The sequence below is a fragment of the Tateyamaria sp. genome, assembly GCF_039940735.1.
GTDB lineage: Bacteria > Pseudomonadota > Alphaproteobacteria > Rhodobacterales > Rhodobacteraceae > Tateyamaria.
This window is the reverse complement of sequence record NZ_JBDVGB010000066.1, coordinates 101,906-114,764: the sequence shown is the minus strand read 5'-3', so window position 1 is coordinate 114,764 and position 12,859 is coordinate 101,906. Positions and strand designations below refer to the sequence as shown.

The following is a 12,859-nucleotide window of genomic DNA, read 5'->3' as shown; positions in this document are numbered from 1 at the left end:
AAAACCGTCATGCGCGACGGGAAACGTACCCAAGTGCAAGTGGCCAAGGTCCGCTGGAACCGTGCGCGCGGCAAGGTGGCGCGTTTCTTTGACGATGTGCTGGTATTGGCCTCAACCTCGTTGCCCAAGCGTTTTACCGACGCGTTGGAACCATGGGACCTAAGCGCTTTACAACCCTATGCCCCTGAATTTCTGGCCGGTTTCCGAGCGGAGGGATATTCTGTCGATCTTGAGACCGGTTTTGTCGAGGCCCGCGCCCACATGGACCGCGTGATCGCCCGCGATGTTCGGTTTGACATTGGCGGCGATCGTCAGCGCATTCACTCAGTCGACACAAAAATGGGCGCAGTGACCTTCAAACATGTGCTGCTGCCCGTCTGGCTTGCCGCTTACAAATACAGGGGCGAAACCTACCGTTTTGTGGTCAACGGACGCACCGGCCGCGTGCAGGGTGAACGCCCCTATTCCAAGGGTAAAATCGCCTTGGCTGTGTTGGCTGGTTTGCTAATCGCCGGGGCCATTGGCTTTGTACTGGCGATGCAACAATGACGGCCTATGACGCGGTATTAGACAGTTTAACCGGGCGCTTTTCCTGCCGCGCGTTTTTGCCGTCAGCCGTGCCCAAGGACACAATCGATCAGATCTTGCGTGCCGCGCGCCACGTGCCAAGTTGGTGCAACGCGCAGCCTTGGCAGGTCATCGTGACAACAGGTGCGGCGACAGATCGCTTTCGTGACGCTCTTTACAAAAGTGCCAGCGCGACGACGCCCACACCCGACTTGCCGTGGCCCGAAAGCTATCCGGGCGTTTATGGCCAGCGCCGCCGCGCGTGCGGGTTTCAGCTTTATGACGCCGTGGGTATCACCAAAGGGGACCGTCCCGCGACCACTGCGCAGATGATGGAAAACTATCGCCTGTTCGGTGCACCACATGTGGCGATCATCACGTCACCCCGCGTTCTTGGGGCCTACGGCGCGATGGACACGGGCGGTTTCGTGACCGCCTTTTGTTTGGCCGCACAATCGCTTGGCATTGCCACCATCCCGCAAGCCGCCGTCGCAGCCCAAGCCCCATTTGTGCGCGATCATTTCGACATCCCCGAAGATCGCATGGTCTTGTGCGCCATTTCATTCGGATACGCAGACCCCGATCACCCTGCCAACACTTTCCGTACCGACCGGGCCGAAGTGGATGACATCACCGACTGGCGTGACGCATGAGGGCTTTGTTGCAACGTGTCAGCCACGCTCAAGTCGCTGTGGACGGGGCCGTTGTTGGTCAATGCGGTGCAGGCTTGCTGATCCTCGTGTGCGCAATGCCCGACGATGATTTTGACACGGTGCGTGCGCTGGCTGCAAAAGTTTCCAAACTCCGGTTGTTTAAGGATGACGCGGGCAAGATGAACCTATCGATCTTGCAAACCGAAGGCAGTGCATTGGTCGTGAGCCAGTTCACGCTCGCGGCAGACACTTCGCGCGGCAATCGTCCGGGTTTTTCAGGGGCGGCCAAACCGGATGAGGCTGAAACGCTTTATCTGCAATTCGCCCACGCTTTACGCGGTCTTGGGATTGCAACAGAAACGGGTCAATTTGGCGCGGATATGGATGTATCGCTTTGCAATGACGGACCGGTGACAATCTGGTTGGATACGGACGCAGGATGAGCCGCAAAGATCGACATAACGGCCCCCTCCCGACGATCACTGCAGTTACGCCAATGACCGTTTCCTATGTGAACGTCCCTACCCGGCAGAGCTAAGCGCAGTCCTTGACGGGCGTTGGCAAGCCTTTCCTGTAGGGGGATGATACCGCTCAGACCAAACGGGCTCCTGATAAATGATTGTACGATATGTATCGTATTTTGGACTTACAGGCATTCAGGTGCCAAATTCCCTGCGCAATAGTCGATGGACATAATGTTCAAAGGGAGAATTTCATGTCCTATCTTACAATCAACCGCCGCGCCGCCTTGATGGGGGGTGCCCTTGCTGTCGCCGCTCCGGCGATTCTGTCCTCTGCAAACCCAGCCGCCGCAGCGGGTGCTTCAGACCTGCCAATGCGCGCGGTTCAACAATTCTCGTTGGGCGATATGCGCCTGACTGTCATCGACGACATGTTGTTCACGGTCCCAACCGCAATCTTTGGCGCCAACCAACCTGAAGGAAGCGTTGATACACTGTTTGCGAAATACGGCCTGCCGCAAGAGTTCGCGAATATGCAAGGTCAGGTCCTGCTCGTTGAAACGGGCGACGCAAAAGTCCTGATCGACACGGGCCAAGGTGACGTGACTTTGCCTGACGCAGACGTCGACAATGGTCGTTTATTTGCCGGTCTCAAGGCAGTAGGCGTGTCGCCTGACGACATCACACACGTGTTCCTAACGCATGGCCACTTTGACCACATCGGTGGTGTATCCCAGAACGGTGTCGCCTGTTTCCCGAACGCGTCTCATTACATGAACGCGGCAGAACTTGAGTTCTGGACAGCAGCGCCGACGGCAGAGGCGAACTTTGGCAACCTGATGCTGAGCATCGCCAACGATAAGCTCAACCCAATCAAGGATAAGATCAAGACCGTCGCAGACGGTGACGAGATTGTCCCAGGCATCAAAGTTCTTGATGCGCCGGGCCATACGTTGGGCCACATGGCCGTTCAACTGACCAGTGGCGAAGAATCCCTGCTGCACCTGATCGATACGTCGGTGCACTATATTGTCGGGACCAACGAACCTGAATGGGCCTTGGGCATTGAACATGACCCGGCACAAGCCGTGGAAACACGCCGCAAACTGTTCACAATGGCTGCAGAACAAAATCTGCTGGTCGCGGGCTACCACTTCCCGTTCCCAGGCATCGGACGGATGTCCGTCAACGGTGATGGCTTCTTGTACACACCGGTTTCTGTGTCCTAAGCTACCTCACAATCCCCGGCGGATAACTCCACACCGCCGGGGCTTTCTAACCCAATGACCTGACGGAGAAAATCTTGGATCCGCTAAGCGATGTTCTGGAACTTATCGGCTTCAAAAGCTCGATCTACTTTCAAAAGAACTTTTGCGGTCATTGGAAAATGTCCATCGCAGATACCGGTTTTGCCCAATTTCATTTCATCGTGCGGGGCAATGCCTTTGTCGAATTTGATGGCCGTACTGAACAACTCTGCGTCGGGGACTTGGTTTTGTTCCCCAAAGGGGCAACGCACGCCATAAGCGACCACCCCAATACGCCCGCCATGCGTGGGCAGGACGTCATTGTCGCTATGGAAAGCGGGAAAGAACCCTTTCTTGACGGCGAGGTAACCACACGCATGATCTGTGGTCACTTCGAATATGACCTCACACACCGACACCCGTTTATGCGCGATCTTCCGTCTTGTATCCTGCTGCGTTCCAATGACCTTGAAATCGGATCTTTGATGTCCGCCCTTTTGCCGTTGATTGTGAACGAAACGCATTCCACCCCGCTTGGCGGGCGGATCGTCGCAAAGCATCTATCTCAAGCGCTTTTTGCTTCAATCTTGCGGGTTCATTTCGAGCAAGACGTGACAAAGATCGGTTTCTACGCGGGGTTACGCAACGACCGCATTATTCTTGCTATTGCCGCGATCCATGAAGCGGACGGTTGGCGACATTCACTATCCAACTTAGCCGCAATCGCTGGAATGTCGCGATCTTCTTTTGCCAATAAATTCAAACAGCATGTTGGCCAAACAGCCGGTGAATATGCCTTGACCTGGAGATTGCTTAAAGCTCGGCAAGCGCTTCAAGACGGCAGAAAAACAATCGATCAAGTCGCGCATGATCATGGGTATTCATCAGCAAGTGCCTTTTCACGCGCCTTTCGCGATGCCTTGGGAATGAGCCCCAGCCATGCGCGAAAGAGCGATAAGGTCCAAGCGCAAAAAACTTAGACGACCTTCGTTTTTCACGCAGCGTTCGGAATTATTAATCTCATGGCGGCCGCTTCTCCGCGATGCAGAAAGGCACTGACTTTGAGCCGAAAGCTGGAATTGCCCTACGGCTCGCGGAACGCCTCGCGCGATTTATAGAGCGGCTTCATCAAGTACTGCAAAACCGTCTTTGAACCTGTGTGCAATTCTACTTCGGCCTGCATACCGGGGCGTATGGCGATGCTGCGTTGGCGATCACTTAAGTTGGCAACATCCACACGCAGGGTCACTTTGTAATGCGGATCGCCGTCTTGCTTGCGCTCGTCTTTGAAGGTGTCGGCCGAGATCAATTTGACCTCGCCCTTAAGCGATCCAAAGATCGTATAGTCATAGGCGCTCAGCTTGATTGTCGCGTCTTGGCCGGGGCGCACGCCTGCGATGTCTTTGGGCGACACGCGGGCTTCGACGAACAGTTCTTCGTCCAGCGGGATAATTTGCAAAATCTCTTCGCCGGGGCGCACAACGCCGCCGATGGTGGTCACGGACAGATTGTTAACGATGCCGCGCATGGGGCTGACCAGCACGGTGCGGGTCAACTGATCTTGGGCCGCTTTATAGTTCTGGCGTAGCGTGTTGAGTTCTTTGAGCGTGTCAGAATAGGCCTGCGCGCGTTCCAATTCGGTCTGCGTCATGATCTCGTCCAACAAAATCCGCGCATCGGCATGCGCCTTGCGGGCACGGGTGACTTCGATCAGGGCGACGATGTTGCGTTCTAGCAAATCTTCGAGCAAGGCGCGTTCTTTGGCCGCTTCATCCAGTACCCGTTGCGCACCTTCGCGGCGGCTTAAAAAGTCTGTTTGGCGCGCGTTCAGTAAAGCACGTTCACTGTCGATCAAGCCTTTCATACGGCCCTCAAGCGACGCCGGAACCGAGAAATCGAACTGTCCGGCCAATTCAGCCTCAAGGCGCAGCTGGCGCACAGCAAGGGCCGTGATTTGGCTGTTAAGGTCGTCCGCTTGGCTTTGAAACTGCGTGCTTTGCAAACGTGCCAGCACGTCGCCCTCATTCACTGTATCGCCTTCGGCAACGGCCAGTTCGGCTAGAATGCCGCCTTCGAGGTTTTGAATGATTTGCGGACGCGAAGACGAAATCATCTCGCCTTGGCCGCGCACGATTTCGTCGACCCACGCAAAGGCCGCCCACAAGATAAAGACCAGAACCGCGCCGCCGCACAACCAGATCACCCATGACGGGCCTCGCAAGTCCGCTTCGAGTTGGGCACTGAGGTTTGTGTTTGCAACAGTCATGCGATTTTACCCCGTACCTGCACTGGCGCGCCGTTGTTGCCTAGATGGGCAAGAACCTGATCCTGCGGTCCGTCCATGGTCATGCGACCACCGTTCAACACAAGTGTGCGGTTGGTCAGTGACAGGATCGGCACACGGTGCGTTGCGATGATGGCGGTGCGCCCTTCCATCCACTTTTCAAGGCGACTGACAAGCGTGCGTTCTAGGTTTTGATCCAGCGCGGCTGTCGGCTCATCCAGCAGGCACACCGCAGGGTCTTGCAACCAAAGGCGCGCCCAACCGATGGATTGGCGTTGCCCAATTGACAGGCCCTGCCCGCCATCAAGGATTTCAAGATCGAGCCCTTTGTGGTGCTCTTTGACGAATTTCCCAAGGCCTGCGAAATCCAAAGCCTCCATCAAACGATTGTCGTCGCGTTCCAGCATTGTCAGGTTCAGGTTGTCGCGCAAAGTGCCCGTGAACAGGCGCACGTCTTGGCCCAGATATCCCACCAAACGGCGCAGGTCGCGCGGTTCGATTTGGCTCATGTCGGTGCCATCGATCAGAATGCGGCCCTTGGTCGGGGCATAAACCCCCGACAAAAGTTTCAGAAGCGATGACTTGCCCGCCCCGTTCGACCCCAACACTGCGATGCGTTGACCGGGCAAGATAGCGAGGCCCGGAATATCGACTGTGGGTGCGCCGTCTTCTTCGTATTGGAATTGCACCTCGCGCAGTTCGAAATTGCCGCGCAGGCTGTCGCGACGCAGATAGGTGCGGTCAGACATCACGTCTTGGGGGGCTTCGGCGATGGCATCCAACCCATCAAGGGCGGCCTTTACGTTGCCCCAACGCGCCATGGTGCCCGCCAGCTGTGTCAAAGGTGCAAGGGTGCGCGAGGTCAAAATGCCCACCGCAATGATCGACCCAACGGTGAATTGCCCGGCAAAAACCAGATAGGTGCCTGCAACCACAGCCGCCAAGTATGTCATCTGTTGCATACCCTGCGACCAGAATGTCAGAACCGATGCCAGACGACGTTGATCCGAAGATTTCATCGCGCTAAGTGTGGTCAGTTCATGCCACAGGCGCATCACGCGTTCTTCGGCGCGTTGGGTTTTGACCGTGTCGCGTTCAAAGATCGCTTCGTGCAGAAGCCGCGAAGATTTGGCGGACGCACCTTGAGTTTCCTGCGTCAGTTGCAACATGCGCTTTTGCATCAAGAATCCCGGCACAACCATCAAGATGCCGCCAAGGATCAAGACCCAAACCACCGGGCCAGCAATTGATGCCACCAGCAGCAGGAAGACAAAGATAAACGGAATGTCAGCAATGGTGCCAATGGTCGACGCTGTGAAAAATTCGCGCACAGACCCAAATTCGCGCATCGCCGAGAACGTCATAGACGGCGATTGGCCACGCAGATCACTGCGCATGCCCATGACGCGCTGCATCAACACTGACAACACACTCAGTTCAATCTGACGCCCCGCGCCGTCCATCAAACGGGCGCGGGCAACCTTCAAAAAGGCTTCCATCAACAGCGCAAGGCATGCGCCGATGGCCAGCACCCAAAGCGTCGCCTCGGATTGGTGCGGGATCACACGGTCATAGACCTGCAAGGAAAACAGCGCCACGGCCACCGCCAATAGGTTCGCCACAAACGAACCCAGCGCGATTTCGGCCAAAGCCTTGCGGAAGCGGTGGAATTCGCCCCAGAACCAGTGATTTTTGACGCTGGCCATCTTGTGCGTTTCGGCGACACGGGCCAATGGCGCTTCGGCGCGCACAATCAATCCAGCATAAAACGGCGAAAATTCGGACGTTGGCACATGGGCGCGATTATCTGTGCAGGTCTTGTCGTAAATGATCAGATCACCGCGCGTTTGCCCCAACACCAGCACCACTTGACCACTGGTCATGTAGGCAAGTGCAGGCCACAAATCCGGTTTCAAACGTGGCGCAGAGACGACTTGCGCCACCAAACCAGCGGTTTCCAAGCTTTTGGCAATGGCGCCCGCCTCGACTTTGTCCGTCGCCCCTTTGGAGCTAAGACCACGCAAGGATTCGTGCAAATCGTTGGCAGAGGCATTGAGGCCAAGGATGCCCGCATAAGCGACCGAAAGGTCTGCGCGCGCGCGCAGACGGTCGTCAAAGTGATTGGCATTGTCAGCAGGCGGCGACACAGCACCGGTGCCGGTTCCCGCGCTAATTTTGGCGCGGTTGCCATTCGTGATGGTCATCGTGAAGGGGCGCTTCTGGGTCAAATCTGATCTCCATCCGCCAGCACACCTTGGACGCGTGCCAGTTCAATTTGCAGACGCAACGCGTCATATTTTAATGTGATTTCCGCGTTTTGGCGGGCGGCGAAGGTTTCGTAGACCCCCACCACGTCCATGACAGGGCGGCGCCCGGCCTCGTATTGTTCGCGAAACAGATCTAGGTTGGTTTTCGCCTGCGCTGTCAATCCGCGGGCTTCTTGTGCCTGACGGTTTGTCGATGCAACACGCCCTTCAAGGCTGCGCAACGTGCGGTTTGAATCCTCGTTGGCCTGTGCAACCACGCGGCCTGCGGCCTCTTTAGCAGCCTCGATCGATTTCAGGCGCGCACTGGTGCCGAAACCGATATTAGCCCCACCCGCAGTGATCCCTGCGCCACCATTTTCACCAATGGATGCTTGCGCGCCAATGCCCGGCAATTGGTTTGCGCGATCAATCGAGGATTGCGCAATGGTGCGTTCTTTTTCCGCATTGGCCCGCGTGACGACCAAGGGCTGTGCCTCAGAGGCGCTGATATTCAAGGTTTGATGCCCGCGTACATCGTTCTGCGGCGCAATGGACATGGCGTTGAGTTCGGCCAACGCGGTGGCTGCAGTTTCTTCGCTTGCCGCAATTGAGGCACGAATTTCAGCCGTTTGTTGGCGGATCACGTTCAAGTCGGACATGTCAGACACACCTCCCCGAACGCGTTCGTTCATGATGTATTCGAAATGCTCCATCTCGCGTTGGGTGACGCGGTGCAGTTGCGCCGTTTCGCGCCCTTCGGCGGCGTTCAGATACAGCCCAAGACCCGTGGCAACGCGTTCGTTGGTGTCTTCGGCCAGTGCAACGGCGGCGACTTCGACGTCGGCCTTGGCAAAGGCGCGTTCGCCCTTTTTGCGACCATTGTCGAAAATGACCTGTTCCACCACGATCTGGCTGATGATGTCGCCAAGCGAATTCAACGACACGCTGGGCCCAATCGTCGGCAACCAGTTCTTGGATGCCGCTTCGGCCCGCAAACGTGCGGCACGCAATTCGGTTTCTGCGGCGCGCGCATTGGCGGCCAGCACGGATGTGGTCACCTGTTCATAAGCGCTGCCTGACGGCAGTACGGATTTACGGGCCAGCAGACCCTGAATGACCGAGCTTTCGCTGTTCAGCGTTTCATCGTTATTGGTCGGAGTTTGCAGCAATGCCGCGCTCGATTGGGGCGTCGACACTTGCGCATCTGCCCCTGAATTCAAACGCGATACGAATGGTAGATCACCCGCGCTCCCCATACATCCCGCCTGTAGCGAGACCGCGACAAACATCGCCGCTCTCTTGTTAACACCTTGCCCCATGGTACGTCCCGTTTCGGGTTATTATCGTTGTGAGGAAGGGCGCGGTTACGGATCTCCGACCCGCGCCTCTTATCATTCTGGAAGTCTCGATAGGTTTGTTATTTTTGTTCCCAGTGAAATTTTACTTACAGTTTTCGTGACTTAGGCGATGGCTGTGTTCACCGTGATATCGTCATCCAGGATTACCGTGCCTTCGGAACCCAAGGAATAGACATCAAAGTTCTGACCGCCGACGTTGGTAGAACCTGTGAGAGTTGCCCCTGCAATGGTCACCGTATCGTCCGAACCACCATGGATGGTCAGTGCATCTGTCGAGTCTGACAGATTGACCAATGCGGCTTCGGTGATCGTCAGGCTTGCCTCTTCTGCGAATTGCAGATCGACAGCTTCGATCTGATAATTGCCCAGAAGTGGGTTGGACAATTCGACCACTGTTCCTGCGCTTTCGTCATCCAAGACAACAAAGGTGCCGCTGGTGTTGCCTGCATCATCCGAAGATGTGACCACAAGGTTCGATCCATCCGGCACGTTGCTGGCGAATTCAAACTGCGTTTCAGGACGGAACTGGCTGTCGCTTTGACCGCCCTGCACTTCTGTGATCGATCCGTTTGGCGCAACTTCGGCAACGACAAGCTCGCCATCGCTGAGTTCAGTTGTGATGCCGCGGATACCGTCACCGTCACGTGTCAGGCTGGCGATCACGGGGCCGTCTGGGGCCTCGGTATCGATGCTCAGCGTGTCGCTGATCATGTCGGTGTTTCCAACAGAATCCGTCGCCATCACTGTGATGTCAGCATCATATGTGCCCGGTGCAATCGCAGATGGTGGGATTTCCAAAGACCAGTTGCCGTTTGCATCCACAACCGCTGCCAAAACAGTGCCGTTGAAGTCGACCATAACAGTCGATCCCGCCTCGACCTGACCACCAAGCGAGATGCCTTCGCGGGCTTCGGCGCCGCTGATGACATCGTCTTCGGTTACAGTGTCCTGAATATCCAGCTGGTTAACCAATGTGTCCACGCGCACGGTGTCGGTCACAGTCGCGACGTTGCCCGCCGCATCTGTTGCCGTCACAGAGACGTCTGTCACATATTCGCCGGTCGGAATTTGCGATGCCGTGAACGGTGCCTGCCAGTTCCCATTGGCATCAACAATCGCCGTGGCTGTTGCATCACCAAGCGTCACAACCACAGTCGAACCGACTTCGGTTGTGCCTGTCAGCACCACACCGTCAGCGCGTTCTGCTTCGGAGATGACATTGTCACCCTCGATCACGTCTGCTGCAAGCGACAGGTTGTCCACTTGCGTGTCGACATCGACAGTCGCGTTGGCTGTGGCAGTGTTGCCCGCAGCATCCGTCGTGGTTGCCGAAATCTGCGCCTCGTAGGTGCCGGGGGTGATTTCATTCGCCGAATAGAACGACTGCCAAACGCCCGCGCTGTTGGCGATAGTTTGATGGGTCACGCCGTCCAGCGTCACGCTGACAAGCGCACCAGGATCGGCGTTACCGGTCAGGATCACACCATCGCTGGCTTCGACTTCGTTGATCAAGTCGTCGCCTTCGATCGGACCATTGATGGTCAGAATTCCGGCTTCGGTATCAACAGTGATCGCTTGCGTTGTGCTGCGCACGTTGCCTGCCGCATCTGTCGCTGTGGCGGTCAGGTCTGAAGTGTATTCACCAGCTGCAATCGCATCGCTTGAGAAGTTGGCCGTCCAGCTGCCGTCGGCTGCGACAACAGCCGAAACAGTGGCCCCGCCCAGTGTAAGCACAAGGGTTGAACCCGGCTCCGTCACACCTGTGACAGACAGGCCTGCGGTGGCTTCAACAGCGTTGATCACGCCATCTGTTCCGCCTGCTTGCGATGTGATGCTTAGAACGTCGACTTGCGTATCAACAAGCACAGTGTCGCTTGTTGTTGCAGTGTTGCCCGCGGCATCTGTCGACGTCGCAGTAATCTCTGCCTCATAGGTGCCGGGCGCAATGTCAGCCGCACTAAAGGAAGCCTGCCAAACACCGGCACTGTTGGTCACAGTCTGCGTTGTCACGCCGCCCAAAGTAACGCTAACCAGCGCACCGGGATCGGAGTTACCCGTCAGAACCACACCATCGCTGGCTTCAACGCCGTTGATGACATCGTCGCCCTCAACTGGGCCATTGATGGTCAGCAGGTTGGCTTCGGTGTCGACATTGACCGTTTGCGTGGCATCCAGTGTGTTGCCCGCAGCATCCGTTGCCGTAGCTGTCAATTCAGTGGTGTAGGTGCCCGGCGCGATAGCGTCGCTTGCAAAGTTGGCAGTCCATGAACCGTCAGCTGCAACAACAGCCGTAACTGTCGTGCCTCCCAGAGTAACCACAAGGGTTGAACCCGGCTCTGTGACACCTGTCACAACCAGACCCGAGGTCGCCTCAACAGCGTTGATCACGCCATCTGCCCCACCCGAAGAGGATGTGATGCTGAGCGCATTGACCAGCGTGTCCACGTTGACGGACCCGTTTGCAGTCGCTGTGTTGCCCGCCGCATCAGTCGCAACGGCAGTGATGGCCACGTCTGTTTCACCGGTCGGCAATTCAGAAGCGAGGTAATCCACAGTCCAACTTCCGTCTGCGGAAACTGTTGCCGAGCGCGTGATGCCGTTGAAGGTCACTTCGACCGAAGATCCGGCCTGCGCCGTACCTGTCAATGTCACACCATCTGCGGCCTCGGCAGCGTTAATGATGCCGTCACCTTCGATGTTGGAGTCAATCGTCAGATCAGCAATCGTGTCGACAACCAGACCATCGGTGATGGTTGTGGTGTTACCGAACGCGTCGCTTGCGACAATTGTCACATCTGTTGTGTATTCGCCGTCCACAAGCGTGCCCGCCTGCCATGTGGCGGACCATGTGCCATCTTCGGCTACAGTGACGGTGCGCGTGATGTCTTGAATGGTGATCTCAAGGGTTGCGCCTGCTTCACTGGTCCCTGTCAGCGTTACACCACTTGATAACTCAGCGCCGTTCACAATGTGACCGACGCTTTCAACGCCTGACGTAATCTCTACGTCGGGGCCGATTGTATCGATAACAAAGGTAGGTCCTTCGATGACGGTTTCGGTGCCATCTTCGTGTGTAAAGGTCACTTCCGTAACAACCGTGCCGTCGTCAGGCAGGTTTGTTTCATCATAGGTGACGGTCCACGTGCCATCTTCTCCGATGACCGCAGTTTCAATGACACCACCGGCGTCAACTTCGACAGTATCGCCCGGTTCACCGGTGCCAGACACTTCAAATGTATGCGTGGTCGTGTCGTCGCCACCAATATCTGTCGTCGTACCGACTTCATTTACCGTTGGCACCGCAGCAGGTGTTCCTTCACCGTCGCCATCGTCACCGTCGCCGCCGCCAGCCAAAAGCGCGGCACCACCTACAGCTGCCGCGGCAGCAGCGCCACCGCCGCCAAGCAGGCCAAGCCCGCCCAACGCACCGGCTGCAAGGCTTGTCACTTCGTCGTCGCCCGCAAGTACGGCGCCCGCATCTGCGAAATCCGTGCCACCAAGATAGATAAGATCGTCTGACGGGCTCCACTTGCCCCACTGTTCGGTCGGGCCGAACTGAGCGTAAAGTTCGCCGTCTGTTGTCTCAACAAACGCGACTTCGTTCAGGTAACCATCCGCCGAAATAAACAAGCGGTTTGTTGGACCCACATCATTGAAATAATTTTCAAGCGTGATCGTGCGGCCATCGACAAGAGTAATGACAAGGTCATCCCCAACACGGCTTTGGCCAGCCATGTCGATCTGCCGAAGGTTAAAGGAAACTTCTTGGCCGCTGCCAAGAGATACTGCTGTATCCCCTTCGCCCGGAACCACACCACGCTGCAAAGCGCCCGCACCATCGCGGACGACGAAATCAATCGCCTTCATAACACCACCACTCTCGCCTCTGGCCGCATTGTTGCGGTCCAATTTGTTACTACGCCGCCGACATTGTTTGCCGTGCTGACCAATATTTATGTATGCGGGTATAGTTCAAAAGCGAATCAAGGGCTAGAGTCTTTTTTCGCCCCAATCACAATTTGAAGCAGCGCAAGCCATATATT

8 protein-coding genes and 1 pseudogene are annotated in these 12,859 nt (G+C 56.5%); 5 read left to right on the top strand and 4 right to left on the bottom strand.

Annotated features, from left to right (window positions below):
• The 5 genes and pseudogenes from ABJF76_RS14880 to ABJF76_RS14860 form a co-directional block, all read left to right on the top strand.
• Positions 1 to 549 (top strand): annotated as a pseudogene (locus tag ABJF76_RS14880) (primosomal protein N' (replication factor Y) - superfamily II helicase); the annotation flags it as partial.
• The gene (locus ABJF76_RS14875; protein ID WP_413820882.1) at positions 546 to 1,220 is read left to right on the top strand and encodes a nitroreductase; all 675 of its coding nucleotides are present in this window, start codon (positions 546 to 548) and stop codon (positions 1,218 to 1,220) included. The pseudogene ABJF76_RS14880 and the gene ABJF76_RS14875, both read left to right, overlap by 4 nt.
• Entirely contained in the window at positions 1,217 to 1,663 is a 447-nt protein-coding gene (gene dtd / locus ABJF76_RS14870; RefSeq protein ID WP_413820881.1) for a D-aminoacyl-tRNA deacylase, read from the top strand. Before ABJF76_RS14875 ends, dtd begins: the two co-directional genes overlap by 4 nt.
• A gap of 272 nt (positions 1,664 to 1,935) precedes the next feature.
• Positions 1,936 to 2,910 carry an MBL fold metallo-hydrolase gene (locus ABJF76_RS14865; protein WP_413820880.1) on the top strand — a complete coding sequence of 325 codons (975 nt, stop codon included), beginning with the start codon at positions 1,936 to 1,938 and terminating at the stop codon, positions 2,908 to 2,910.
• Between the two features lie 74 nt (positions 2,911 to 2,984).
• Positions 2,985 to 3,908 carry an AraC family transcriptional regulator gene (locus ABJF76_RS14860; RefSeq protein ID WP_413820879.1) on the top strand — a complete coding sequence of 308 codons (924 nt, stop codon included), beginning with the start codon at positions 2,985 to 2,987 and terminating at the stop codon, positions 3,906 to 3,908.
• Positions 3,909 to 4,012: 104 nt separating this feature from the next.
• Here ABJF76_RS14860 and ABJF76_RS14855 read toward each other — a convergent pair whose 3' ends face one another.
• The 4 genes from ABJF76_RS14855 to ABJF76_RS14840 form a co-directional block, all read right to left on the bottom strand.
• Positions 4,013 to 5,194, bottom strand: coding sequence for an HlyD family type I secretion periplasmic adaptor subunit (locus ABJF76_RS14855; RefSeq protein WP_413820878.1), 1,182 nt, complete (start codon positions 5,192 to 5,194; stop codon positions 4,013 to 4,015).
• Positions 5,191 to 7,440, bottom strand: coding sequence for an ATP-binding cassette domain-containing protein (locus ABJF76_RS14850; RefSeq protein ID WP_413820877.1), 2,250 nt, complete (start codon positions 7,438 to 7,440; stop codon positions 5,191 to 5,193). The genes ABJF76_RS14855 and ABJF76_RS14850 overlap by 4 nt, the downstream gene beginning before the upstream one ends.
• A complete protein-coding gene (locus ABJF76_RS14845; RefSeq protein ID WP_413820876.1) occupies positions 7,437 to 8,747 on the bottom strand; it encodes a TolC family protein in 1,311 nt (436 codons plus the stop codon). Before ABJF76_RS14845 ends, ABJF76_RS14850 begins: the two co-directional genes overlap by 4 nt.
• A gap of 171 nt (positions 8,748 to 8,918) precedes the next feature.
• Positions 8,919 to 12,683 (bottom strand): Ig-like domain-containing protein, encoded by a 3,765-nt coding sequence (locus ABJF76_RS14840; RefSeq protein WP_413820875.1) that lies wholly within the window; start codon positions 12,681 to 12,683, stop codon positions 8,919 to 8,921.
• Positions 12,684 to 12,859 lie beyond the last annotated feature (176 nt).